This window comes from Pontivivens ytuae (genome assembly GCF_015679265.1).
GTDB classification, from domain to species: Bacteria; Pseudomonadota; Alphaproteobacteria; order Rhodobacterales; family Rhodobacteraceae; genus Pontivivens; species Pontivivens ytuae.
Window position 1 is genome coordinate 2,851,585 of record NZ_CP064942.1, and the last position, 25,430, is coordinate 2,877,014.

23 protein-coding genes are annotated in these 25,430 nt (G+C 68.9%); 8 read left to right on the top strand and 15 right to left on the bottom strand.

Translation table 11 applies throughout. The features are described from left to right. Window position 1 precedes the first annotated feature (1 nt). The 12 genes from phnE (I0K15_RS14035) to I0K15_RS14090 form a co-directional block, all read right to left on the bottom strand. A complete protein-coding gene (phnE, locus tag I0K15_RS14035) occupies window positions 2-862 on the bottom strand; it encodes a phosphonate ABC transporter, permease protein PhnE (protein ID WP_196102132.1) in 861 nt (286 codons plus the stop codon). Continuing rightward, window positions 859-1,806, bottom strand: coding sequence for a phosphonate ABC transporter, permease protein PhnE (gene phnE, locus I0K15_RS14040; protein WP_196102133.1), 948 nt, complete (start codon window positions 1,804-1,806; stop codon window positions 859-861). Before phnE (I0K15_RS14040) ends, phnE (I0K15_RS14035) begins: the two co-directional genes overlap by 4 nt. Window positions 1,807-1,861: 55 nt before the next feature. Then, window positions 1,862-2,770, bottom strand: a complete 909-nt coding sequence (phnD, locus tag I0K15_RS14045) for a phosphate/phosphite/phosphonate ABC transporter substrate-binding protein (protein WP_196102134.1) — start codon at window positions 2,768-2,770, stop codon at window positions 1,862-1,864. A 31-nt stretch (window positions 2,771-2,801) separates the two neighbouring features. After that, complete coding sequence (phnC, locus tag I0K15_RS14050; protein ID WP_230374408.1) at window positions 2,802-3,593, bottom strand: phosphonate ABC transporter ATP-binding protein; 792 nt, start codon at window positions 3,591-3,593, stop codon at window positions 2,802-2,804. Between the two features lie 180 nt (window positions 3,594-3,773). Beyond that, window positions 3,774-4,730, bottom strand: a complete 957-nt coding sequence (locus I0K15_RS14055) for an SIS domain-containing protein (protein ID WP_196102136.1) — start codon at window positions 4,728-4,730, stop codon at window positions 3,774-3,776. Further along, window positions 4,727-5,245, bottom strand: coding sequence for a hypothetical protein (locus I0K15_RS14060; RefSeq protein WP_196102137.1), 519 nt, complete (start codon window positions 5,243-5,245; stop codon window positions 4,727-4,729). Before I0K15_RS14060 ends, I0K15_RS14055 begins: the two co-directional genes overlap by 4 nt. Window positions 5,246-5,253: 8 nt before the next feature. Further along, the gene (locus tag I0K15_RS14065) at window positions 5,254-6,138 is read right to left on the bottom strand and encodes a carbohydrate kinase family protein (protein WP_196102138.1); all 885 of its coding nucleotides are present in this window, start codon (window positions 6,136-6,138) and stop codon (window positions 5,254-5,256) included. After that, window positions 6,135-7,196, bottom strand: coding sequence for an ABC transporter ATP-binding protein (locus tag I0K15_RS14070; RefSeq protein WP_196102139.1), 1,062 nt, complete (start codon window positions 7,194-7,196; stop codon window positions 6,135-6,137). Before I0K15_RS14070 ends, I0K15_RS14065 begins: the two co-directional genes overlap by 4 nt. Before the next feature lie 2 nt (window positions 7,197-7,198). Continuing rightward, window positions 7,199-8,680 (bottom strand): argininosuccinate lyase, encoded by a 1,482-nt coding sequence (gene argH / locus I0K15_RS14075; protein WP_196102140.1) that lies wholly within the window; start codon window positions 8,678-8,680, stop codon window positions 7,199-7,201. Window positions 8,681-8,801: 121 nt separating this feature from the next. Continuing rightward, the gene (locus I0K15_RS14080; protein ID WP_422394016.1) at window positions 8,802-9,584 is read right to left on the bottom strand and encodes a carbohydrate ABC transporter permease; all 783 of its coding nucleotides are present in this window, start codon (window positions 9,582-9,584) and stop codon (window positions 8,802-8,804) included. Between the two features lie 115 nt (window positions 9,585-9,699). Next, window positions 9,700-10,587, bottom strand: a complete 888-nt coding sequence (locus I0K15_RS14085) for a carbohydrate ABC transporter permease (RefSeq protein ID WP_196102142.1) — start codon at window positions 10,585-10,587, stop codon at window positions 9,700-9,702. A gap of 51 nt (window positions 10,588-10,638) precedes the next feature. Then, window positions 10,639-11,886: an extracellular solute-binding protein gene (locus I0K15_RS14090; protein ID WP_196102143.1), complete on the bottom strand. Its 1,248-nt coding sequence runs from the start codon at window positions 11,884-11,886 to the stop codon at window positions 10,639-10,641. A 196-nt stretch (window positions 11,887-12,082) separates the two neighbouring features. Between I0K15_RS14090 and I0K15_RS14095 the strand changes: the two genes are divergently transcribed. From I0K15_RS14095 to bchJ, 5 genes are all read left to right on the top strand, one after another. Beyond that, complete coding sequence (locus I0K15_RS14095) at window positions 12,083-13,180, top strand: ROK family transcriptional regulator (protein ID WP_230374126.1); 1,098 nt, start codon at window positions 12,083-12,085, stop codon at window positions 13,178-13,180. 6 nt (window positions 13,181-13,186) lie between these two features. Next, complete coding sequence (locus I0K15_RS14100; protein ID WP_196102145.1) at window positions 13,187-15,430, top strand: PIG-L family deacetylase; 2,244 nt, start codon at window positions 13,187-13,189, stop codon at window positions 15,428-15,430. Continuing rightward, window positions 15,414-16,304: a DMT family transporter gene (locus tag I0K15_RS14105; protein WP_230374127.1), complete on the top strand. Its 891-nt coding sequence runs from the start codon at window positions 15,414-15,416 to the stop codon at window positions 16,302-16,304. Before I0K15_RS14100 ends, I0K15_RS14105 begins: the two co-directional genes overlap by 17 nt. A gap of 69 nt (window positions 16,305-16,373) precedes the next feature. Further along, on the top strand, window positions 16,374-18,035 hold the full coding sequence (gene bchE, locus I0K15_RS14110) for a magnesium-protoporphyrin IX monomethyl ester anaerobic oxidative cyclase (protein ID WP_196105480.1): 1,662 nt from the start codon (window positions 16,374-16,376) through the stop codon (window positions 18,033-18,035). Next, entirely contained in the window at window positions 17,983-18,609 is a 627-nt protein-coding gene (gene bchJ / locus I0K15_RS14115) for a bacteriochlorophyll 4-vinyl reductase (RefSeq protein WP_230374128.1), read from the top strand. The genes bchE and bchJ overlap by 53 nt, the downstream gene beginning before the upstream one ends. 2 nt (window positions 18,610-18,611) lie before the next feature. Here bchJ and I0K15_RS14120 read toward each other — a convergent pair whose 3' ends face one another. Beyond that, window positions 18,612-19,043 carry a Crp/Fnr family transcriptional regulator gene (locus tag I0K15_RS14120; RefSeq protein ID WP_230374129.1) on the bottom strand — a complete coding sequence of 144 codons (432 nt, stop codon included), beginning with the start codon at window positions 19,041-19,043 and terminating at the stop codon, window positions 18,612-18,614. Window positions 19,044-19,053: 10 nt separating this feature from the next. Between I0K15_RS14120 and I0K15_RS14125 the strand changes: the two genes are divergently transcribed. Beyond that, window positions 19,054-19,812 carry a molybdopterin dinucleotide binding domain-containing protein gene (locus tag I0K15_RS14125; RefSeq protein ID WP_196102148.1) on the top strand — a complete coding sequence of 253 codons (759 nt, stop codon included), beginning with the start codon at window positions 19,054-19,056 and terminating at the stop codon, window positions 19,810-19,812. A gap of 39 nt (window positions 19,813-19,851) precedes the next feature. On the opposite strand, the gene I0K15_RS14130 is transcribed toward I0K15_RS14125, so the two are convergent. Beyond that, window positions 19,852-22,455: a cation-translocating P-type ATPase gene (locus I0K15_RS14130; protein WP_196102149.1), complete on the bottom strand. Its 2,604-nt coding sequence runs from the start codon at window positions 22,453-22,455 to the stop codon at window positions 19,852-19,854. 457 nt (window positions 22,456-22,912) lie between these two features. Here I0K15_RS14130 and I0K15_RS14135 point away from each other — a divergent pair, with 457 nt between their 5' ends. Together I0K15_RS14135 and I0K15_RS14140 are read left to right on the top strand one after the other, a co-directional pair. Continuing rightward, the gene (locus tag I0K15_RS14135; RefSeq protein WP_196102150.1) at window positions 22,913-23,182 is read left to right on the top strand and encodes a hypothetical protein; all 270 of its coding nucleotides are present in this window, start codon (window positions 22,913-22,915) and stop codon (window positions 23,180-23,182) included. Window positions 23,183-23,296: 114 nt separating this feature from the next. After that, the gene (locus I0K15_RS14140) at window positions 23,297-23,668 is read left to right on the top strand and encodes a phasin family protein (RefSeq protein WP_196102151.1); all 372 of its coding nucleotides are present in this window, start codon (window positions 23,297-23,299) and stop codon (window positions 23,666-23,668) included. 23 nt (window positions 23,669-23,691) lie between these two features. Here I0K15_RS14140 and I0K15_RS14145 read toward each other — a convergent pair whose 3' ends face one another. Continuing rightward, window positions 23,692-25,413: a PHA/PHB synthase family protein gene (locus tag I0K15_RS14145; RefSeq protein ID WP_196102152.1), complete on the bottom strand. Its 1,722-nt coding sequence runs from the start codon at window positions 25,411-25,413 to the stop codon at window positions 23,692-23,694. Window positions 25,414-25,430 lie beyond the last annotated feature (17 nt).

Genomic DNA, 25,430 nt, shown 5'->3' on the forward strand with positions numbered 1-25,430 from the left:
GTCAGGCGGTGCGTTCCAGCGAGCCGATCAGGCGGGTGCGCACGCGGGCCGAGAGGCCGTCGATCAGGTAGACCATGGCGATGATGAGGAAGATGATCGACCACGCCTCGTCCCAGCGATAGGCCGAGATCCGGTCCGACAGCAGGAACCCGATGCCACCCGCGCCCACGATGCCGAGGATCGTGCCGGAGCGGACGTTGGATTCGAAGTTGTAGAGGATCACCGACAGGTAGACCGGGGCCACCTGCGGCAGGATCCCGTAGCGGATCGACTGGAGGCGGGAGCCGCCGGAGGCCACCACCCCCTCCACCGGGCGGCGGGACGTGTTCTCCAGCGCCTCGGAGAACAGCTTCGCGAAGGTGCCGATCTCGCTCACCGCGATGGCGAGGATGCCCGCGAGCGGGCCGAGGCCGAAGGCGCGGATGAAGATCAGGGCGAGGATCAGCGTCTCGAAGGCGCGGATGACGTCGTAACCGCGCCGCGCGCTCATGCGCAGCCAGAAGATCCGGTTGATGTTCTTGGCCCCGAGAAAGGCCAGCGGAAACGCCACCACCGCGCCCAGCACCGTGCCGAGGAAGGCCATCGACAGCGTCTCTCCGAGGCCATTCAGGATCTCCGCCCAGTCCTCCCACGTCGTCCAGATATGCGGCGGGAACATGAAGCTCGCGACCCGGCCGAGGCGGCCGAGCCCGGTCCAGATCCGTTCGGGTGAGAAGTTGAAGTCCCACAGGCACCAGGCGATGAGCCCGATGAAGAGCACCCAGAGCGCGATCTTGCGTATCCGCACCGGGGCGGGGTCGCGAAAGGCGCGGGGATGCGCCGTCATGGCGGCGGCGATGCGGGCGTCGGTCGGCTGGGTCATGCGGGCGAACCTTCCATGCCGATGATGCGGTGGCGCAGCTTCTCGGAGGCGAAGTCGATCACGATCACCGTCACCAGGATGATGAGGAAGAGCGCGGAGAGGTCGGTGTATTCCTGAAAGGACATGGCGGTGCGGAACTCCTGCCCCAGCCCGCCCGCGCCGACATAGCCGATGATCGAGGAGGAGCGGACGTTGATCTCGAACCGCAGCAGCGTGTAGCTGACGATGTTGGGCAGCACCTGCGGTACGGCGCCGTAGCGGATCTGGTCGAACCAGCTTCCTCCGGCGGCCTTCACCCCTTCGAGCGGACCCATGTCGATGTTCTCGTTCACCTCGGAATAGAGCTTGCCGAGGGCGCCCGCCGCGTGCAGCCCGATGGCGAGCACGCCGGCCATCGGCCCGACCCCGAAGCAGAAGACGAAGATCAGCGCCCAGACAAGCTCCGGCACCGTCCGCGCGATCTCGAGGTACCGCCGGCTCAGCCAGAGCACCCAGGCATTGGGCGCGAGGTTGCGCGAGGCCGGGAAGGACAGGATGAAGCCGCCGATCACGCCCAGCGTCGTGGCCATGAAGGCGATCAGCACCGTCTCCAGCAACAGGTCGAGCCAAACGCGCCAGCGCCAGAACCATTCGGCGAAGTCGGCGCCGAGGCTCTCCCACCGCAGGACGGGAATGGTCTGCGCGATGTACTCGCCGAGCCGTGGGATGCCGGCGGCGATCACCCAGCGCCATTCGCGCTCCCCTTCGGCGTTGGTGACCTGACGCACGTCGAAGAAGTCGCCGAGCCATGCGGTCAGCGCGAAGAGGATCAGGAAGATCGCCGTTCCGATGCCCCAGGCCCGGCGGGCTGCGCGGCGGTGTGCGGCGAACTCCTCTTCGAAGGCGGCCACGGCGCTGCGCCCCGCATTGGGCGGGTGGGCCGTCATCTCGGCGATCAGGGACATGTCCGGGCTCCGGATGGGGAAGGGGCGGAGCCACATGGCCCCGCCCCGGATCGGATCAGCTGCGACGCTGGTCGCGCAGCCAGGCGCGCATGTCGACGATCCACTGGTAGCGTTCGTGGGTCACTGGGATGAAGCCGGTATCCGGGTTCTCCTCGCCTTCGGTGAAGTTGGTGTAGAGCTGCCAGCCCTCCGGATCGGTGGAGGGGAAGGACTGGATCGCGGCGGCCACGTCCGCGATCATCTCCTCGGGCAGGTTTGCACGTGCAGTCCACGGGCCGGAGGTGATCTCGGGCGATTCCCAGATCACGCAGACCTCGCCGTCGTCGATCATGTTCTTGGCGACCATGCGCTGGTAGACGCCGTCATACTCGTCGTTGCGCCAGGTCGCGGCGACGTCGAAGGTGCCGTTCACGACGCCCTGCACGCCTGCCTCGTGGCTGCCGGAGAACGGCACGGCGGAGAAGTAGGTCTCCGGCGTGATGCCCTCGCGCTCCACGAGGTTGTAGTAGGGCACGGCATAGCCCGAAGTGCTGTCGGGATCGGCGAAGGCCATGACCTTGCCCGCCGCATCGGCCAGCGTGTCGATCCCGCTGTCGCAGCGGCTCACGATGATCGAGCGGTAGCCGGTGTTGCCGTTCTGCTTCTCGGTGGTGAGGAACGGGACCACCTCGCCATTGGTCGCGGTGTAGGCCGCGGCGTAGGAGGAGGAGCCGAAGCGCGCGATCTCGATCTGATCTGCGGCGATCGCCTGAACCACGCCGTCGTAGTTGCCGGCGGTGAAGATCTCGACCTCGACGCCCAGCGTCTCCTCCAGATGGACGCGCAGCGGCTCGTTGCGCTCCAGCCGGTCCTGCTCGTTCTCGCCCGACAGGATGCCGAAGCGGATGGTCTGGTAATCGTCCTGCCAGGCGAGGGCCGGCATGGCGATGGCGGTCACAAGGATCGTCGTCGTCACAAAGCGCATGTTGTTCTCCCTGATGCGGCTTGTTGTGGTGTCAGCCGGGGACGTGGACGGCTTGCGTCGACGTCACGGCCTCGTTGAACTCGCGCAGGCCCTCTAGCCCGTAGATGTCGCGCACCACGTCGTCGGTGAGCTGGGCCGCGACCCCGTCGAAGAAGATCCGGCCGCCGCGCATCGCGACGATGCGGTCGCAATAGGCGCGGGCGGTGTCGAGGGTGTGGAGGTTCACCAAGACGGTGATCCCCTCGTCCCGGTTGATGTCGCGCAGCCCGTCCATCACCAGCGTCGCGTTGGCAGGATCGAGGGAGGCGATGGGCTCGTCCGCCAGCATGATGCGCGGCTGCTGGACGAGCGCCTTGGCGATCGCCACCCGCTGCTGCTGTCCGCCCGAGAGCGTGCCCGCGCGCTGCAGCGCCTGGGGTGCGAGGTCGAAGCGGTCCAACGCCTCGATCGCCATGGTGCGCTCGGCATCGGTGAAGTGCATCGCCATCGACGACAGGAACCCGCGCTCGGCCAGCCGCCCGATCAGGACGTTGGTCAGCACGTCGAGCCGTTCGACGAGGTTGAACTGCTGGAAGATCATCGCGCAGTCACGGCGCCAGGCTCTGAGCGCGCGTCCGCGTAGGGCGCTGACCTCGGTCTCCCCGAACAGGATGCGTCCGTCGGTGGGTTCGATGAGGCGGTTGATGAGCCGCAGCATCGTGGACTTGCCCGCGCCCGAGCGGCCGATGACGCCCACGAACTGACCCGGTTGCACGTCGAGAGAGACACGGTCCACGGCTTTCGTCTCACCGAAATGACGGGACACGTTGTCGAGCCTCAGCACGTCCACCATACGCGATCCTCGAACCGTTGCGTTGGCGGTGGAGTACCCCTGCTTTGTCACAGCCCGACTCACTCGAGGTGACAATTTGACGAAAATTGCCGCGAACGCGGGCGGGGTGTCGGTCGTCTGCCTTGCACGAAGCAGATTGGCGTCCCGCTCCTCGGGATCAGGCAAACCGGCTCAAGTGGTGGCCGTTTCCTTCGTCAGCCGTGAGGGTGCGTCGGGGTCGAGGCCGCGCGCGCGGGCCGCGGCCTCCAGCGCCACGTAGATCGGCGCGAGGTCGAGCAGCGGATCGACCAGCGGGTGCAGCGACGGCCGCTCGGGCGGATGCAGCGTCCGGGTGCCCGGCAGCGGATCGCCACGTTCGAGGTCCAGGACGGGGTAGTCGCCGTGCAGCGCCTGCATCGGCCCGTGCCGGATTTCCGCCGAACTGAAGGCGAGCGCCGTGGTTTGGCAGAGCTCCATGGATTTCAGCGCGAGTTCCTGCGCCACGCCCAGCGACGGCCCGCGTCCGACGACGATGAGGCGGTCGGTGGTTCCCAGCACCTCCGCGATCCCATCCGTCCGCCGTGTCAGCGCGTCGGCGAGCGCGTCGGGCAGCCGCTCCGTCGCGTCCAGCAGCTCCGTTGCCTCGTGCCACATCCCGATCACCCGCAGCCCCGCGACGACCGAGGCGACATAGCTCTTGGTCGCGGCCACCGCCCGCTCCGGTCTCGCGCCGATATCGATGACCTGCTCCGAGGTGCGGGCGAGGGGGCTGCCCGCCGTGTTGGTCAGCACCAGCAGCGAGGCGCCGCCATCCCGCATCGCCGTCGCCGCCGCAACGATGTCCGGGCTGCTCCCCGACTGGCTGATGGCGAGCGCCGCCGCCCCTGCCGCCCGCGGCTCCTGCCGGTGCAGCGAGGCGAGCGACAGCGGGTAGGAGGCCGGGATCACCCCCGACACGATCCCGCAGGCATACGACAGGTACGTCGCGGCGTGGTCCGAACTGCCGCGCCCGACCGTCACCAGCAGCGGGGGATCGAGCGCCCGCCACTCCGCCGCCGCGGCCCGGATCGCCTCGTCCGCAGGTCCCGACAGGAGGCGCGCGCAGGCCGCCGGGATCTCCGCGATCTCACGCGCCATGTGGCTGGTCATGGACGGCGTACCATCGACAGGAAGGCGGGCTCGGTCAGCGGAAGTGGCTCGCCACTCTCCCAATCGTAGAGCGAGCGCTCGACCTTGCCGAGCGGGCCGAGATAGACGTGCAGCCCGAAGCTCGGCGCGCCATCCAGCGCGATCACCGAATGCACGCAGGCGGGGCTGAAGGCATGGACCTGCCCCGGCCCGAGGTCGAGCACGCCGCCCGGATGTGCTCTCCCGCCCGCCACATGCCAGAGCCGGTTCCGCTCCCGCCCGCGATAGACGCCGAGGAAGGCGGGCATCGCGTGGTCGTGGGGCGGCAGCTCTGCATCGGGCTCGAACCGCTCGTGCCAGATGCTCACCGTATCGTCTTCGAAGAGGCAGACCTCGCCCTCGGGTTCCGGCAGCGCGGCGTCGAGCGCCCGCGGATCCGCGAAGGTGCGCACCATCAGCGCCATGGTCTCCGCCTCGGGGTCGGGCGCGGCCGCCGCAGCGCGGGCGCGGGACACGAAATCATCCAGATGCTGCACGTCGTCCCTCATGCCGATACCGGTTTGCGCGCCGCCGAGAGACCGCCGGGCCGGGTGACCGCCAGCGCGCCGCAGGCCACCCCGGTCTGCAGCGCGTCGTCGAGCGGGGCGCCCTCCAGCCAGCGCGACAGGAACCCGGCGGCGAAGGCATCGCCCGCGCCGGTCGCATCGATCACCTCGATCCGCGGGGCGGGGCGCGTCGTGCTTCGTCCGCCTTCCCGCGCTTCGGCCCCGTCCGCACCGCGCTTCACCACGGTCAGCGGGGCGGGGCAGGGCGGCAGGCCGAGGGATGTGAGCTGCGCCGCTTCATCCTCGTTCGGCAGGAACACGTCGAGGGCCGCGACCAGCGGCGCGCAGCTCGCATCCAGCGCATCGTCCCAGCCGCAATCGGAGGAAAGCGTCGCCCCAGCCGCCCGCGCGAGGTCGATGAGGTCCGGGCGCTCCACCAGCGTCCTCAACTCGCCCACATGCAGATGCCCGACCCCGAGCCGCTTGAGGTCCGCCGCCTCGGGCATCGGCGCCACGGGACCGGGCGCGCGGGTCAGGAACGCGCGGTCGTCGCCGCGCACCATGGCAACGGTGATCTGCGGTTCGGGGGTCGAGGCGGGCGCGCAGAGCTCCATCCCCACCTCCGCCGCCTTCAGCTCCCGCGTCACCGGAGTATCGAAGGGCGCGGCCGGCAGGTGCGCGCAGAGCTCCGCCCGGCGCCCGAGGCTCGCGAGCCACCCTGCGGTGATCGCCGCCCCGCCGCCCGCATGCAGCGACAGCCCGTCGGCGAAGACCTCGCGGCCCAGTGCCGGATCGCTCGGCACGCCGATGAAGACGAGGTCGCAATAGACGCGGCCCACGCAGAGGACCGCGCCGCGCCGGGGGCTGAGGACGGCGTCCTTCATGCCGGCACCCGCGCGAGGGCGGCGCCCGAGGCCTTGTCGAAGACGTGGAGGTCCTCTGCCGCGGCCCCCAGCCGGACCGTCGAGCCGACCTCGGGCGGCGTGCGCGCATCGGCCTTCGCCACGATCTCCCCTGCAGCCGTGTCGACGTAGATCAGGGTGTCGGGGCCGAGCGGCTCGCGCACCGTCACCCGCCCCTCCACCAGCGCCGGGCCCTCCACCGGTTGCAGATCGTCGGGCCGGACGCCGAGCAGGACCGGGCCCTGCGCCGCCACGGGCAGCGCGATCGCTCCACCGCCGGGCAACTGGGCCGCGGTGTCCGACGCCTCCGCCTCGATCATGTTCATCGATGGCGCCCCGATGAAGCGGGCGACGAAGGTGTTCGCCGGATGGCGGTAGACCTCGTCCGGCGTGCCGACCTGCTGGATATGCCCGTCCTTCATGATCACGATCCGATCAGCGAGCGTCATCGCCTCCACTTGGTCATGGGTGACGAAGACAATGGTGGAGCCCACGCGCTGGTGCAGCTTCTTGATCTCCAGCCGCATCTGGGTGCGAAGCTGCGCGTCGAGGTTCGAAAGCGGCTCGTCGAACAGGAACACCGCCGGGTCGCGCACCATTGCCCGCCCGATCGCCACCCGCTGGCGCTGTCCGCCGGAGAGCTGCGCAGGCTTGCGGGCGAGGAGCGGCGTCATGTCGAGGATCCCGGCCACCTCGTCGATCCGCCGCTCCTTGTCCGCGCGCGGCATCTTGGAAGCGCGCAGGCCGAAGCCGATGTTCTTCCTCACCGTCATGTGCGGGTAGATCGCGTAGTTCTGGAAGACCATGGCGATGTCCCGGTCCTTGGGCTCCAGGTTGTTGACCACGCGCCCGCCGATGGCGACATCGCCGGCGCTGATCTCCTCCAGCCCCGCGATCATGCGCAGGGTGGTGGACTTCCCGCAGCCTGACGGGCCCACCAGCACCACGAACTCCCCGTCGGCGATGTCGAGGTCGATGCCGTGCAGCACCTCGGTCTCGCCATAGCGCTTGGTCAGGTTCCTCAGGGCGAGATGGGCCATGTCTATCCTCTCAGCGCGTCGAAGGCGGCGGTGCGGGCCGTGTCGGCGGCGGCGTGGCGGTCGGTGCGGGCGGTGGTGCTGGCGCGCAGGGCGTCGAGCTCCGCCGCGTAGGTCTCGAAGGCCGCGTCGAGTGCTGTCGGAGCCGGGCCGCCGGGCCGGTCGCGCCGGGCAACTAAGGTTTCGGGTGCGACCGTCTCGGCAAAGGCCGCGTCGTCGAGCGTCGGTGCACGCCCGGCCCGCTCCTCGAACGCCACGCGGAAGGCCTCGAAGCCCGCGCCCAAAGGCACGCCCCGGGCGATCACGTCGCGCGCCGTGGCCGCCGCGATCTCGTGCGCCGCCCGGAAGGTCAGCCCTTCCTGCCGGACCAGCGTGTCGGCGAGCTCGGTGATCGTCACGCACGCCGCATCGGCGTTGCGCTGCACCTTCTCCCCATCAATGCGCGCGCCATCGAGGACGGAGGACATCAGCCGCAACATCCGCCCCCCGCCCTCGAACGCCGCGTGCCCCGCCTGCTGAACCTCTCCCTCGCTGTCGTTCATGTCGGTGAATGGCGTGTTGCGCATCGCGTCCACGATCGCGTCGCACCGCCCGGCGGCGACGCTCGCGAGGTGCCGCATATGCTCGATCGGCACCGGATTGCGCTTCTGCGGCATGATCGAACTCACCTGCACCAGCGCGTTGGGTAGCCGCAGCTGCCCGACCTCGAAGGCCGACCAGAAGGCCATGTCTTGCACCACGCGGCCCAGATGGACGAAGACCAGTTTCATCGCGGAGTAGAGCCCGGTGACGTAGTCGACCGACGCGATGCAGCCATAGGAGTTGAGAAGCGGCCGCTCGAAACCCAACAGCTCCGCCACCCGCGCCCGGTCGATGGGAAAGCCGGAGGTGGTGATCGCGGCCGCACCCATCGGGCATAGCTCCAGCAGGTCCGCGGCCTCGCTCACCCTTCGGGCGTCGCGCAGCAGGACTTCGAGGGCGGCCGACAGGTAGTGGCCGTAGGTCGAGGGCTGGGCGGGCTGGCCATGGGTATAGGCGACGATCAGCGTGTCCCGCTCCGCCCGCGCCTTCGCGAGCATCGTGGCGGCGAGGTCGTGGAGCAGCCCCTCGAAGGCCGCGACCCGGCTGCGCAGCGCCATCTTGAAGATCGTGTGGTCGATGTCGTTGCGCGACCGCGCGGTGTGGAGCGCGCCGCCCAGTTCGCCAAGCCGCGCCCTCAGCTCCGCCTCGACGAGAAAGAACCAGTCCTCGTGCTCGCCAGTATAGGTGAGTTCCTCCGGGTCCATCTCTTCTGCGATGGCGTGGAGGGCACCCGCCATCCGGCCTGCATCCTCCGCCGTCAGGATCCCGGTCTCTGCCAGCATGACGAGATGCGCGCGGTCTACGGCGTCCATGTGTTCCGCGAAGTTCGCCTTCACGCCCTCGAAGAGCGGGGCAAGCACCGTGTCGCGGTAGACCGGATCGGGGAAGGTGCTGCGGTCAGTCATTGGTGCACCTCCGCAAGGGTTGGCACCTGGGGTTCCGCTTGGCTGCCGCTCGTCCGGGGCTCCGCCCGTTCGCGGCTCAAACGCTCCACCAGAGCGTTTGCCGGCTTTGCCGGGCCGCCGCTCACCCCTTCAGCCCCGCCATGACGACGCCTCGGATGATGAAGCGCTGGAAGATCAGGAAGACGATCAGCGTCGGGATGGTGGAGATCGCGGCCCCGGTCATGATCAGCTCCCACGCCACGTCCGCCTCGTCGCCGAAGCCCGACAGGCCCACCGGCAGGGTGTAGAGCTCCACCGAATTGGTCACGATCAGCGGCCACAGGAACGCCGTCCAGTTGCCGAGGAACACGAAGATCGCGAGGGCTGCCAGCGCAGGCCGCACCAGCGGCATCGCCACCGTCCACCAGATCTGGAACTCGTTGAGCCCGTCGATCCGCGCCGCCTCGATGAAATCGTCGGGCACGCTCTCGAAGAACTGCTTCATCAGGAACACGCCGAAGGCCGTCATCAGCCCCGGGAACATGATGCCCCAATAGGTGTCGAGCCAGCCGAAGCTCTGGCTCATCAGGTACCACGGGATCACCAGCATCTCGGTCGGGATCATCAGCGTGGACAGGATCGCGATGAAGACGATCTGACGGCCCGGGAACTTGAACTTGCAGAGCGTGTAGCCCACCAGACTGTCGAAGAAGAGGTTCGAGATCGTGGTCAGCACCGCGATGATCAGCGAGTTGACGAACCAGCCGTAGAACCGCCCGTCCTCCAGCACGTAGGTGTAGTTCTCGATCGTGGGTTCCTCGGGGATGAGGTTCACGTTGTAGACCTCGTGCGGCCACTTCAGCGAGGTCGAGATCATGTAGGCGATGGGCATCACCATGATGATCCCGCCGAGAAACAGCAGCATCCAGCGGATCACGGCGGCGTTGTCGCGCGGACCACGCCCGGTGGGCCTGGCGAAGAGTGCCTTGGAGGAGGGCTTCGCCGTCTCGGGAACGTCCGTCAGGGTCACGCCGGCCATCTCAGTCGCTCCTCAACAGGCGGAGCTGGATCAGGCTGACGACCAGCAGGATGAGGAACAGGACCACCGTCTGCGCCGCCGCATACCCCATGTCGAAGCTCGAAAACGCCGTCTCGTAGATCATCAGCACCAGCGGCTTCGTGGCATTCAGCGGCCCGCCGGGATTGTTCGTTGTCATGTTGAAGACGTGGTCGAAGATCCGCAGGAACCCAATGGAGGAGAAGACCACGATGAACACGATCGTGGGCCGCAGAAGCGGGATGGTGATCTGCGTGAGCTGCGTCCACCAGCCCACCCCGTCGATCCGCGCGGCCTCGTAGTACGACGTCGGGATCGCGCGCAGCCCGGCCATGAAGATGATGACCTGAAAGCCCAACCCGGCCCAGACTGCCGGGGCAAGCACGGCGGGCAGCGCATTGGTCGTGGAGTTTAGGAACGCGATCTGCGGGATGCCGACGCTCGCCAGCATGTTGTTGAAAAGCCCCGTCGGCACCGGCTGGTAGAACCACCGCCAGACCCACGCCATCGCCACCGCACTCGTCATGAACGGCAGGAAGTAGAGCATCCGCAGGAACCCATGTGCGGTGCGCACCTTGTCGAGGTGATAGGCGATGATGAAGGAGATCAGCAGCGAGATCGGCGTGCCGATCAACAGGTATTCGAAGGTGTTGATGAAGACCTTCCAGAACACCGGGTCGTTCCAGAGTTTCACGTAGTTGTCGAGGCCGGTCCAGCTTCGCGTGCCCAAGAGGTTCCATTCCTGGAACGAGATCACGAAGGCATTGCCGGTCGGATAGAACCGGATCACGACGTAGAAGATCACCGGCACGGCGAGGAAGGCCCACGCCCAGGCGATCTGCTTCTGCCGAATGGTCAGGTTCTTGAACATTTCGCCGCCTTGGTTGGACACCGGCGCGGCCCGAGGACCGCGCCGCCGGGCTCACTCGCCGTAGTATTCGTCGAGGATCGCCTGCTCGGCCGCTGCGGCCTCAGCCAGGCTCTCGGCCATGTCCTGCCCCTCAATGTCGACGCGGGCGAGCATGTCGACGAGGATCTGCCGCTGCGCGCTCTCATCGGCGAACTTGGTGGTGTGGGCGTAGTCGAGCCCCCGGATGAACGGGCCGAAGGTTGGGTCGTTGGCGTTCTCGTCGGTCAGACCCACGGACGGCTTCGCGGGCAGCTCACCCACCACGTCGAGCCAGATCTGCATGGCCTCGTCCGACACCACGTATTCCATGAAGCGCACGGCGGCGTCGTAGCGCTCACCTTCAGCCTTCGTCGTTATCGCGTTCACCCAGTAAGAGGAATAGTTGGAGCGCGTGCCGTCCGGCCCCGCCGGCAGCTCGGCGACGCCATAGCGAAGCCCGCGCACATCCTCCAGCGAGCCGATGCGGAAGCTGCCGTCGATATGCATCCCTGCGCGCTGCGCCTTGAAGGCTGCCTGCGGCTCATCCATGAAGCCCGACGCGGTCACACCGTGCTCGCTTTCGAGACCGGCATAGAACTCGAGCGCGGCCTGCCCGGCCTCCGAATTCCAGTTCACGTTGCGATAGTCGTCGGTATAGGGCTCGCCGCCGAACTGGCGCACCAGCACTTCGCGGAACCAGTGGTGGTCCTGCGCGGTCATGCCGGTGGTGATGCCGACCTGCGTGATGTTGCCCGCACCGTCCCGCTCGGTCAGGGCCGCCGCGATCTCGACCATCTCGTCGAGCGTCTCGGGCGGGCCCTCGATCCCCGCCTCCTCAAACAGCCGCTCGTTGTAGAAGAGCGCGAGGCTGCGCACCGCCGTCGGCAGGGCGAAATACTGCCCGTCCCGCTTCATCGCGCCGACCATGGGGAAGAACTCCGCATCGATCACCTCCGGATCGAAGGTGTCGGTGGGCAGCGGCTGGATCAGCTCCGCCTCGATGTAGTCGTTCAGCCAGCCGTAGAAGAGCTGGACCACGTCCGGGCCTTCACCCGCCGGGATCGCCGCCGCGACCTTGGTGCGGTAATCGGCATAGGGGAAGTGGGTCATCGTGACGGTGATGTCCGGGTTCGCTTCCTCGAAGTTCTCGATCAGCGTCTCCATCGCGGTCACCCGCGCGTCGAAGAAGTACTGCCAGTATTCGATTTCCACTTGAGCGGAGGCCGTGCCACCCGCCAGCGAGCCCGCCGCGGCAAGGGCGGCCAGTTTCATCCTGAGCATCGTGTTCTCCCGGTTCCTGTCACCGCCCCGATCTCGTGGATCCCCGTCAGCGGCGCTCCCCCTTCAGCCTAAACTCAATTTTCTTGAGTAATCAAGTTTGTTGAGCTAGCCATGAGCCATGGCAGCCGCAACACCCTCTAAACCGCGCTCGCTCGGCGCGAATCCATCCCGGTCGCGGGACCACAACCGCCAGATGGTGTTGGGACAATTGCGCGCGGGGGGCGCGCTGGGCCGGGCGGAGATCGCGCGGCGCGCGGGGCTCACGACTCAGGCCGTGAGCAACATCATCGCGGATCTGGAGGGGGAGGGATTGCTCCAGATCGTCGGCAGCGCCCGAGGGCGACGGGGGCTGCCGGCGACTCAGTACGCGGTCAATCCCAGCGGGGGCTATGCGCTGGGCATCGAGCTGCGGCCCGCGGCGGTGCTGATCGCGCTGCTGGACCTCGCCGGCGATCCCGTCTGGCAGGACCGCGTCGCGCTGGGCCGGGCCGATCCGGCGGGGGTGGCCGCGATCCTGCCAGGGCTGCGGGAGGCCGCACTCGCCGCGGTTCCGGGCGCGCGGGGGCGTCTCCTCGGCGCCGGGATCGTCATGCCGGGCCCCTTCGGGCGCACGGCCCTCTCCGGTCAGGCGACGGACCTGCCGGGCTGGACGGAGGTCGATCCCGATGCGCACCTCTCCGTCACGCTCGACCTGCCGGTGATCGTGCAGAACGATGCCAACGCGGCCGCGATGACCGAGCGGATCGCGCTCGCCGCCGAAGGGCTCGACAGCTTCGCCTGCCTCTATTTCGGCACCGGTCTGGGCCTCGGCATCGTGCAGGACGGCCGCCTCGTCGCCGGGGCCTACGGGAACGCAGGCGAGATCGGGCGCCTGCCGATCCACGCGAGGGGCGCGCTCGTCCCGCTGGAGGAGATCCTGTCCCGCGACGCCCTTGAACGGCGCCTCGCCGCCGCCGGGATCACGGCCTCCGACATGGACGCGATCGCAGCGCTTCACAGCGACGGAATCCCTGCGCTGACCGACTGGATGGAGGAGGCGAGCGCCGCGCTCTCCCAGGCCCTCGCGGTTATCGAGAACATGCTGGACCCCGCCGCCACGATCCTCTGCGGCGCGATGCCCGAGGGCCTGCTCCGCGACCTGATCGCCGGAACCGAGCTGCCCGCCACCGTTACCCGCCGCCCCGATGGCGCGGGGCCGCCCCTGCGCATCGGCACCTGCTCCCGCATGGCTGCGGCCCGCGGCGGGGCGGCGCTGGTGCTCGCCCAGTCCTTCACCCCCACGCTCGCCGCCTGAGGTCCCATGACGCCTGACCAGTCCCGGCTCGAAACCGACCGCGCCACGCCGCGCATCTTGGCGCTGTGGCATGCGCTGAGCGCGCTGAAGACGCCGGTGCTCTTCATGCAGTCCGGCGCCCATCCCGATGACGAGATGTCGGCGATGCTCGCCGCCCTGCGCTTTCGCGACGGGATCGACCTCGCCTATGTCTGCTCGACGCGCGGCGAGGGCGGGCAGAACGATATCGGGCGCGAGGCCGGAGCAGCACTCGGCGCCCTGCGCACGGCGGAGATGGAGGGGGCGGCCCACCGCCTCGACATGCGGCTGTGGTGGATGGGCGAGGGGCCCGACGACCCCATGGCCGATTTCGGTTTCTCGAAGTCGGGGGAGGAGACGCTGGCCCGCTGGGGCCGCGAGCACACGCTGCGCACCTTCGTCCGCGCCGTGCGGCAGGCCCGGCCCGACATCCTGTGCCCCACCTTCCTCGACGTGCCCGGGCAGCACGGCCACCACCGCGCCATGACGCTGATCGCGCACGAGGTGATGGAGTGTGCCGCCGATCCGGCCTTCGTGATTGAGGGCGCCACGCCCTGGCAGGTCGCGAAGCTCTACCTGCCCGCCTGGTCCGGCGCGGGCACCGCCTATGACGACGACCTGCCGCCGCCGCCCGAGACGGTGATGGTTTCGGGCGAGGGCCGCGATCCCGTGACCGGCTGGACCTGGGCGCGGATGGGTCAGCATTCCCGGGCGCTGCACCGGACGCAAGGCATGGGCCACTGGCCGCGTAAGGGGCGGGACTTTCCGCTTCACCTCGTCGGTGGAGGGGCGGAGGCGTCGATCCTCGACGGCCTGCCCGCGGACCTCGGCGCGCTCGGCCACAGCGTGGTGCAGGAGGCCATGGACGCCGCCATCGCCGCCTGGCCCGACGGCGCCTCGATCGCTCGCCATGCCGCCGAGGCGCTGTCCCTGCTGCCCGACCAGCCCGATGGCCCCGACGCGCATCGGTTGGAGCGCAAGCGAAAGCAGCTCGCCCGCGTCCTCTGGCTTGCATCGGGGGCAGAGGTCCGCGGCGCCGCCGCCCGGTCCTTCGTCGCGCCGGGCGAGAGTGCCGGGATCACGCTGGAGCCCCATGCAGGCGATGCCGAGGCGCTGGAGGCGCAAGTCCTGCCACCCGAAGGCTGGACCGGCGACACCCCCGATCCGGGCCACGTGCCGCCCGCCTATCCCATGACCTACGACCCGCTCGATCCGCCGCGCCCGGGCATCGCGGCCTCGGCGATCATTGCGGGGCAGGGGATCGAGGTCCGCCTGCCGCTCGACCGGACTGCCGCGGCCCTGCCGGCCGGGGTGACGCTCGATCCGCCCGCGGAGGTCATCAACCTCGCCACTAGCGCGCGCTCCGCCGCCGTGGTCCTTCGCCCCGAGAGTGCGGCGCTGGAGCTGCCCGACGGATGGAACCGCACGGATGGCACGCTTTCGCTGCCCGAAAGTGCCAAGCCGGGCCATCACGACCTCCCCGTCACCCTCGACAGTGCCCCGGCCTTCACCGTCATGCAGATCGAGGCGCCGCACACCGCGCCCCGCGTCCTCGCCCGACCCGCGGTCCTGCGCCTCGCGCTGCTCGACGTGGCCCTGCCGGAGGCCCGGATCGCCGTCGTCGGGGCGGGCCGTGATCGGGTTGCGCACTGGCTGCGCCGCATCGGTGCCGATGTCACCGAGCCCGACCTCGCCGCCATCGACGCGGGCCTGCCGGGCGTCGACACGCTCGTTCTCGGCATCTTCGCCCTGCGCTTCCGCCCGGGCCTGGCCGAGCGCATAGCCCGCATCGCCACATGGGTGCGGGAGGGTGGCACCCTCGTCACCCTTTATCACCGCCCCTGGGACAACTGGGATCCCGCGGCGATGCCCGCGCGGCTGGAGATCGGCCAGCCCTCCTTACGCTGGCGCGTCACCGACGAGCGGGCCGAGGTCACGCATCTCGCCCCCGATCACCCGATCCTCACCGGCCCCAACCCGATCGGGCCGGAGGACTGGAGAGGCTGGCACAAGGAGCGCGGCCTCTACTTCGCCGCGCGCTGGGACGAGGCCTACCGCCCGCTCCTCTCCATGGCCGATCCGGGCGAGGCGCCGCTCGAAGGCGCGCTCGTCTCCGCCGAGATCGGCGCGGGTCGCCACAGCCACTGCGCGCTCATCCTGCATCATCAGATGGAGCAGCTTGTCCCCGGTGCCTTCCGCCTGATGGCGAACCTCTGTGACCCCCGCCGCTGACCCCGTCGCCCGCTCCGAGTGGCGGGGCGGAGCATGGCTCATCCTCGACATGGCGCTCAACATCTGGGCGCTGGTCATCGTGAAGGCGAGCGGGGCGGAGTTCCCGGCGGTCCAGCTCGTCTTCCTTCGCGCGGCGGTGGGCCTCGCCCTGATGCTGCCGTGGATCCTGCAAGCACGGGGCGACTTCGCGCAGGCCCGGCGACCGCGGCTGCATCTCGCGCGGATCGCGCTGTCCTCCGTCACGCTGACGGCGAGTTTTCATGCGGTCGCCAACCTGCCCTTCGCGCTCTACACCGCGGTGAACTTCACCCGGCCGCTGGTGATGATCGCGCTGGCCGCGCTCTTCCTCGCCGAACCCGCCACGCCGCGCCGCTGGCTGGCGGGGGCGCTAGGGCTGATCGGCGTCGTCGTTGCGGTCGATCCGCGGGGCGCGACGCTGGACCCGGCCCTCTTCGCCATGGCGGTGACGGTGATCGCGGGCACGGCGGCGATCGTCGTTACGCGCAAGATCAACGACCAGCCGCCCGTCGTGCTGATGACCGCCTACACCGCGGGCCTGATGGTCACGACCGCGGGCCCCGCGCTCTGGTCCTGGCAGCCGGTCGCGTCCGGGGACTGGCCGGTGCTGCTGGCCATCGGCCTTTTCGCGCAGGCGGCGCAGTTCTGCTTCCTGCGCGCGCATCGCCACGCCTCCGCCGGGCTGCTGGCCATCGTCGGCTATTCCAGCCTGATCCTGTCCACCGTCGTCGGCTGGCTGGTGTTCTCCGAAGTGCCCACGGCGGCGTTCTGGATCGGGGCCGCGGCGATCATCGGGGCCACCTGGATCGCTCGCCCGGCCACGCCCAGATCTCCCGGAGCAGGTCGCTCCCCCTGACGCCTTGATATCGATCAAGGCGTCCACCGCATCGCCCCGTAGACTGTCAACAAAAGTGGACATGTCATGATGCGTATACTCCTCATTCATCCGAACTACCATTCCGGCGGCGCCGAGATCGCAGGTAACTGGCCGCCCGCCTGGGCGCCCTACCTCGCCGGACCGCTGAAACGCGCGGGGTTCGAGGTCCATTTCATCGACTCCATGACCGAGGATATCGGCGAGGACACGCTGCGCGCCCGCATCGCGGCGGTGAAGCCCGACCTCGTCGGCGTCACCGCGATCACTCCTTCGATCTACGCGGCGGAGCGCACGCTGGAGCTGGCGCGCGAGGCGGCACCGGAGGCCCTGCGCGTCCTCGGCGGCGTCCACGCGACCTTCATGTACAAGCAGGTCCTGTCCGAGAGCGACGCGGTCGACGTGATCGTGCGCGGCGAGGGGGAGGAGATCTTCGTCGCCCTCGCCCAGGCCGTCGCCACCGGCGCATGGCCCGAAAATCGCCGCAGCATCAAGGGCCTCGCCTTCCGCGACGGGGAGCAGATCGTGGCGACGCCCGCCGCCTCCACCGTCCGCGATCTCGACGGGATCGACCCGGACTGGTCGATCATCGAGTGGGACCGCTACATCTATATTCCGCTCAACCGCAAGGTCGCGATCCCGAACCTCGCCCGCGGCTGCCCTTTCACCTGCTCGTTCTGCAGCCAGTGGAAGTTCTGGCGCGACTACCGCGTGCGCGATCCGAAGAAGGTGGTGGATGAGATCGAGGCGCTGGTGAACGACCACGGCGTCGGCTTCTTCATCCTCGCCGATGAGGAGCCGACGATTAACCGCAAGAAGTTCATCGCCTTCTGCGAGGAGCTGATCGCCCGCGACCTGCCGCGCCGCATCCAGTGGGGCATCAACACCCGCGTCACCGACATCCTGCGCGACGAGGAGCTGCTGCCGCTCTACCGCCGCGCCGGTCTCGTCCACGTAAGCCTCGGCACCGAGGCCGCCGCCCAACTGAAGCTCGACCGCTTCAACAAGGAGACGAAGGTCGAGGACAACCGCCGCGCCATCGAGCTGCTGCGCGAGGCCGACATCTTCACCGAAGCACAGTTCATCGTCGGGCTGGAGAACGAGACGGTCGAGACGCTGGAGGAGACCTATCGCTACGCCCGCGAATGGAACCCCGACCTCGCCAACTGGTCGATGTACACGCCCTGGCCGTTCACGCCGCTCTTCCAGGAGCTCGGCGACAAGGTCGAGGTGTTCGATTTCTCCAAGTACAACTTCGTCACCCCGATCATGAAGCCCGAGGCGATGGACCGCGCCACGCTGCTCGACCGGGTGATGGCGAACTACCGGCGCTTCTACATGTGGAAGGCGCTGTTCCACTATCCATGGCGCGGGACCGGCTACCGGCGGCGCTACCTCCTCGGCTGCCTGAGGGCGTTCCTCAAGGCCGGGGTGGGCCGGACGTTCTACGACCTCGGCAAGGTCGGCTACTGGGGGCCGCAGACCAAGAAGAGCCTCGACTTCCAGTTCGACGAGACCCGCCAGATCGCCCAGGCCCAGACCGACGATTGGGAGGCCGCGGCCGAGCGCAGCCGCAAGGTGAAGGAGCGTCAGGCCGCGATCCGCGCGCAGGGCAAGGCACGCGCGGCCGAGATGGCGGCAAAGGCCTGCGGCGGGGGCGATGGCCAGATCGACGCGCTGGTCCTGCCGGACGCGCGACCTCCGGCCGAGTAGTCCGATGCTCGACGATGCCGGGGTCGCCCGCATCGGGCCGAACGCGCTGATCCAGACCGATCTCGTGCTAATCGAACGGCTGGGCGAGGTGGAGGCCGCGCGGATCTTCGCGACTGCTGGCGTCTCCCGCGATGTGCCCGACGGCATGGTGCCCGAAACCGACGTGCGGCAGCTCTTCGACGCCCTGATGAGCGAGCGCCCTGACGACTGGCAGGTGCTGCTGACGGACGCCGGGACGCGGACGGCCGACTATGTCATGGCCCACCGGATCCCGCGGTTCGCGCGCACGACCCTTCGCCTCCTGCCGAGCCGCCTCGCGGCCCCGCTCCTCGCCCGCGCCATCACCCGCCACGCCTGGACCTTCGCCGGGTCGGGCGCGTTCGGCGTCACTCGGCACGCGGGCACGCTCCGCCTCACCATCACCCACAACCCGATCGCCACACCCGGCTGTCCTTGGCACAAAGCCGTCTTCGCCCGTCTGTTCCGTACGCTCGCCGGCCCGCGCATCCGCGTGGAGCACGAGACCTGCTGTGCCGAGGGCGCGGCGGCCTCCACCTTCGACATCGTCCTCTGACCTCAGACCTCCGACAGCGCGTGCAGCCGCGCTCGGTCCACCACGTCCACCGTGGCCCAGCCGTGCCGCAGGATCGTGCCCGACCGCTTCAGTGCGGCGAAGGCGCGGCTCACGGTTTCGGGCTCGAAGCCCAGATAGCTCGCCACCTCCGCCCTGCTGATCGGCATCCTGAGCACATCCGCCCCGGCATCGTCCCCGCACCCCCGGTCGAGCAGGTCGAGGATCATGGCAGATAGGCTGGGAACCGGCCGCCCACCGGCAAGCCGCACGATCCGCGCCCCGTCCCGCGCGATCCGCCGATCGGTGCTCGCCAGCAAGCGGGAGGCGAGGCCCGGCTCCGTCCCCGTATCCACATGGCGCGAGCGCACAACCGTGTCACAGGTCGCCTCGTGGTGGATGCGGTCGGCGTGGCCGCAGCTCGGCACGACCGGCATCCAGGCGCCGGTGCGCATAGTGAACGGTGAGCTCGTCGGTACCCCGAGCCTCCCTGACCCCGAAAACAACTGGGGCGAGCAGGAGGGGCCGACCCGTGACCGCAAGTGGCTCAGCGCCTTCGGCACCCATTCAGGCAAGGCGGTGATGCTGCGCACACCGTGGCAGAACGACGGCTGGTCCGACTTCTACGAGGCGATCAAGCCGCGGCCCGAGATGGATGAGGTCTGGATCACCAATGGCCGCGTCAACGAAACGTGGCAGTCCGGCTTCGACGACCGGCGCAAGCCCTACCTTCACCGCCGCTGGCCCTGGCCCTACATCTTCATCCACCCCGCCGATGCCGAACCGCGGGGGATCGAGAGCGGCGATCTGGTCGAGGGCTACAACGACACGGTCTACGTGCAGAAGGGTCGGCCCGTGGGTGTCGAGGACGGCGAGCTGAGCTTCACCCAACTCATGGAGGCCGGGCATATCGACACCGTCGAAGGCAGCTTCGTCGCGGTCGCCATCGTCTCGGACGAGATGCGGCCGGGCGTGACCATGGCGAACTTTAACTACCCCGGCAGCCTCGCCAACTCCGTCTGCCACGCGGTCCCCGACCCGGTCAGCGGCAACTACCGCTACAAGCTTGGCCGCGGCGTGATCCGGCGCGTGGGCGAGAGCCCTTACAAACACAACCTCGTGGAGATGAGCCTGAAGCCCCGCCCGATGCCCACCGGCGCCTCGGACGACCCGTCGCTCTGGGACATCAACACCATGATCCTCTAGCCGTGGGGAGTGCGCGTGGGGCGGTGGGGTGCCGCCGCCTCACGCCTCCGCCGCGCGGTGCCGCGGCCGCAGCGACTTGATGAGCTCCGGCACGATGATCAGCGGCAGGGCCAGCAGCGCGACGAGCCCCAGATGCTCCAGCCGCGGCGTCGTCGTGTGCAGCAGCAGTTGCAGCGGCGGCCAGGTGATCGCCAGCACCTGCAGCGCCAGCGTCACGCCGAGCGCAAGCAGGAGGAAGGGATTGCTGAACCAGCCGATCCGCCAGCACGGCTCCCTCAGCGAGCGGAAGGCGAAGACACTGACCTTCTCGAAGACGACCATGCCGGTGAAGGCCACCGTGCGCGCGATGTCCTCGCCCAGCGGCAGCATCGTGTAGAACAGCCACAGGCTCGCCCCCGCGGTGTAGCAGCCGAAAGCGACGATCAGCCCGAGCCCGCCAAGGCCCAGGATCGGTGCATCGCGCTTCCGTGGCGGGCGCTCCATCTGCCCGCGCTCCCCTTTCTCCAGCCCCAGCGCCACCGCAGTGACGCCATCGGTCACGAGGTTCATCCACAGGATCTGCGTGGCGAGGAAGATCAGCGGCCCGCCCACGATCAGGTTCACCACGATGGCGATGACCTCCCCCGCATTCGAGGCGAGGAGATAGCGCACAAACTTCGCCACGTTATCGAATTGCCGCCGCCCCTCCGCGATGGCGGCGACGATGGTCGCGAAATTGTCGTCGAGCAGGACGAGGTCGGAGGCGTCCTTCGACACGTCGGTGCCCCGGATGCCCATCGCGATGCCGATATCGGCGCGCTTCAGCGCCGGCGCGTCGTTTACGCCGTCTCCGGTCATCGCCACGATCTGACCGCGCGCCTGCAGGGCGGCAACGATGCGCATCTTGTGCTCGGGCAGGGTGCGGGCGAAGAGGACGTCACCCTCCAGCATCTCCTCCAGCGCCGCGTCGGAAATGGCTTCCAGCTCCGCCCCCTCGACGCAGCGCGGCTGCTCCATGCCGAGCTCCGCGGCAATGGCTGCAGCGGTTACGGCACTGTCGCCGGTGATCACGATGACGCGGATCCCGGCCGCGCGCGCCCCGGCGATCGCCTGCCGGACCTCGGGTCGCGGCGGGTCTATGAGACCGATTAGGCCGAGCAGGGTCAGCCCGCTCTCGTCCATATCCCCCGGCGCGGCCGCACGGGCGGCGAGCGCGATGACGCGCAGGCCCTCGGCGGCCATGGCCTGATAGGCGTCCAGCACCTCGGCGCGCGTCGCCTCCGTGAGCGGCTGGGCGTCGGCGCCTGACCGCAAGTCTATGCAGTGCTCCAGCACCACCTCCGGCGCCCCCTTCACGTGGAGCACATGGCCGTCCGCGCTCCGCGACAGCACGCTCATCCGCTTGCGCTCGCTGGAGAAGGGGGTCTCCGCCACCTGCGCGTCCGGGTCCGGCAGCGGCGCCCATCCCTTGTAGGCGAGCGTCACGAGCGCGCCTTCCGTCGGGGCGCCGATCATCTCCCACGCGCCGTCCGCGCGTCTGAGGTGGGCGTGGGTGCAGGTCAGCGCCGTGTCCAGCAGCGCGGCCAGCGCCGGGTCGCCCTCCGCCCGCACGACCTGGCCGTCCCGCGCGATGTGACCGGCAGGGTCGTAGCCGGTGCCCGTGACCTTATAGGTCGCAGCAGGCGTCCAGATCCGGGTTGCCGTCATCTTGTTCTCGGTCAGCGTCCCGGTCTTGTCCGTGCAGATGACGGAGGCCGCGCCGAGCGTCTCGGCCGCCTGCAGCCGCCGGGCCAGCGCCTTGCGCCGCGCCATGGCCGAGGCGCCGAGCGCCAGCGTGATCGTCACGACCGCCGGCAGCCCCTCCGGCACCATCGCAACGGCGAGCGAGAGCCCGGTCATGAACATCTCGAACAGGGGTCGTCCGACTGCGGCGCCAAGCGCGATGATCGCCGCCGCGATCAGCAGGGCGGCGAGGCCCAGTTGCTGGGCGAGTTTTGCGAGCTGCACCTGCAGATGCGTGCGCTTGCGCCCGAGCGAGCCCGTCAGCTCCGCGATCCGGCCGAAGGCCGTCTCCGTCCCGATCGCGATCACCACGCCCTGGCCCCGACCCGCCGCGACGGCGGTGCCCGCGAGAAGCCGGCCCGCGTCCTCCGCCGCGCCTGCGGTCTTGTGGACGGGCAGCGACTCGCCTGTCAGTACGCTTTCATCGGCGCGCAGCTCGGTCGAGGCCACCAGCTCCACATCCGCTGGCACCCGGTCCCCGGCGGCGAGCACCACGAGATCGCCCGGCACGAGCTCGCGTGCCGGGATCACCCGCTCCTCGCCATCCCGGATCACGAGGACGCTGGGCGAGAGCATCGAGCGCAGCGCCTCCAACGCGTTCTCCGCCCGCCACTCCTGCACGAAACCGAGGATGCCGTTCAGTGCCACAACGAGCCCGATGGCGATCGCGTCCACGGTTTCGCCCAGAGCCAGCGCGATCCCCGCGGCGGCGATCAGGATCAGAACGAGGAGCCCCGTGAACTGCCGGAGGAGCACGCGCAACGGCCCGTCGCGGGGCGGCCGGGGCAACTCGTTCCATCCGGCCTCCGCGCGCCGCGCCGCGACCTCCTCGCCGGTCAGGCCCTGTGGCATGGGCACGAAGGTCTCCGCGGCGCTGGGCATGGCACGATCCTCGATGCGTGCCCCCTCAGTAGCGCCGCGGCAGGCGAGGTCCTTTGCGCCAGATCAATCCCGCCCGTGCTCCACGCGTGCAGGACTGATCCGTGACGAAGGGAGCTCCGGCACCATGATCTTCTGAGCGGAGGATCCGGAGGACGGCAGCGCGCCCTGGCGGCCATGCTGCTCCCCAATGTGCCCGCGTGGGAAGTAGGCCACTGTCATGCGAAGATCACGCCCCCTGATGTGCCGCTCTGTTGGCTAGCCCCAAAGTCAACGTGTCTTTGATACCGGCCGCATTGAGCCAAGACGCTAATATCAAAAGATATCTCGTCGAAACATCGATCATCTGCATACTAACGCGGTGCACTCCTGCCACTTCGGTAGGTCCGAACAGCAACGCTGTCGCAAAACCGACACGAAAGCCCTGTGTGCTACTGGCAAAGAAGAAGCACGGAGCATCATGACCATCTGGGCGGACCTCGCCATCGTCGTCAGCCTGCTGGCGCTGCCGCTCACCGGCGCGTCGGAGAGCAGGACGTTTTTCGGTCCCGACAGACCCTGGTTCCTTCCCAACCGGATCCGGACGCCTCTGGGCCTCGCTCTCTTGGCCCTGATGTTCGCGGGCTTCCGCTACCAGGACTATCCCCGCCCCGAAAACGCCGACTGGCAATGGCTCGATTTTCTCGGGCAGGTCGGCATGGCGTTTTCCCGCGTCTTCGGAATGGCCTAGCACCGCTCGCCAGCCTGCGGCACCCGCCACCGCCCCAAGCCCTTTGCGCCAAATCAATCCCGCCCGTGTACCATGCGTGCAGGATTGAACCGTGACGAAGGGAGGTCCGAGACCATGAAAAGCACGACCCAATCCACCAAGGCCGAGGAGGCCCAGGCCGCCGCAACTGGCACGACGAGCACCGCGGCCGAGGACATCGCGACGATGCAGAAGCTCGGCTTCGACAACTTCTCCGCCATGGGCACCACCTGGGCCGAGACGATGAGCGAGCTCGGCAGCGAGGTGGTCTCCTTCATGGCCGAGCGCATCCGCGAGGATGTGAAGACGCAGCACGAGATCCTGCACTGCAAGAACATGAGCGACCTGCAGAAGATCCAGGCCCGATTCATGCAGAAGGCGATCGACCAGTACACCGCCGAGACCGGCAAGCTGGTGGAGATGAGCCAGACGCTGTTTGCCCCCGCGCGCAAGGGGCCCGATGCCTGATCGCCGCGACGCCTGATCACCCCTCAGGCGAAGACGTAGCTTCCGGGGGCCGGCCCCAGCGCATGGCCCCGACCTCCGGCCTCGGGCCGGACGGGGGAGCCGCTGCGCGCCTCCAGCCACGGGATCCAGGCGGGCCACCACGAGCCATCACGACGGGGCGTATCGGCGAGCCACTCCTCCGGCCCGACATGGTCCGAGCGCTGGGCGCGGTCCTCGATCCGGTGGTGACGGCGCGGATGTCCCGGCTCCGACAGAACACCGCCGTTGTGACCGCCCGCGGTCAGACAGAAGGTGACGTCCGTGTCCGTCAGCAGCCCGATCTTGTAGACCGACCGCCAGGGCGAGACGTGATCCTTCTCCGTCGCAAGGCAGAAGATCGGCGCCGTGATATCGGTGAGGGCCACCGCGCGGCCTGCCACCTCGAACTGCCCGCGCGCCAGCCGGTTCTCCAGGAAGAACTGGCGCAGGTACTCCGAATGCATGCGCGCGGGCATCCGCGTCGTATCCGCGTTCCACGCCATCAGGTCGTTCATCGCCGTGCGCTCGCCCAGCAGGTAGTGGCGGATCACCCGGCTCCAGATCAGATCGTTGGAACGGAGCATCTGGAAGGTCCCGGCCATCTGGTCGGCGCGCAGATAGCCCTGCATCGCCATGATGTCCTCCAGGAACGTCACCTGGCTCTCGCTGATGAAAAGCGAGAGCTCCCCGGCCTCCGTGAAATCCACCTGGGCCGCGAGCATCGAGAGCGTCGCCAGCCGCGCGTCCCCGTCCCGCGCCATCGCCGCCGCCCCGGTGGCGAGCATCGTGCCGCCGAGGCAGTAGCCCACCGCATGCACCCGGTCGGTCTGCTGCGGCGCGATCACGTCGAGCGCGGCCCCCAGCCCCAGGTCGTAGTAGTCGTTGAAGCCCAGATCCGCGTCGCTCTTCTCGGGGTTCTTCCAGGAGATCATGTAGACCTCGAAGCCCTGATCGCGCAGGTAGCGCACCAGCGAGTTGTGGGGCGAGAGATCGAGGATGTAGTACTTCATGATCCAGGCCGGGACGACCAGGATCGGCTCGGGCCGCACCGTCTTCGTCGTCGGGCGATAGCGGATCAGCTCGATCAGCCGGTTGCGGAAGACGACCTCCCCCGGCGTGACCGCCACGTTCTCCCCCACGCGGTAGTCGGAGGGTTCGGGCGTGTCGGTCCCCAGAAGCTGGTGCAGGTCCTCAAGCCAGTTCTGAAAGCCCCGCGCGAGGTTCGCGCCGCGCTCCTCCTGAATCCGGGCGAGCACCGTGGGGTTCGTCGCGATGAAGTTCGACGGCGCCATCATGTCGAGGGTCTGGCGGGCCATGAACTCCACCATCCGCGCATGGGCGGGCTCGATCCCCTCGATGCCGCTGGTCGCGGCCTGCCACCAGTCCTGCTGGATCAGGAACCAGTGGCTGAAGAGGTTGAAGGGATAGCTCTCCCACTCCTCCTGGCGGAACCGCTTGTCGGCCGCCGCCCGCTTGCAGAGTCGGCCCTCGCCGCCATCGAGTGCGCAGCGCAGCGGTGTCATCCACGCCTCGAACGCGCCGGACCAGGCGCGCTGGGCGAGCTCCGCCTGTTTGCGGGGGGAACCTGCGAGATGCATCCACCAGTCGAGCCCGGCACTGGTCAGCGCCGCGGGCGACAGCCCGCCGGTCAGCCGTCCGATCCCGGCGTGAAACACGCTGTCGATGTCGATCTGCGCCTCGGGCCGGGGAAGGGGAGAGTGTTTCATGGGATCCGCCTCATGAC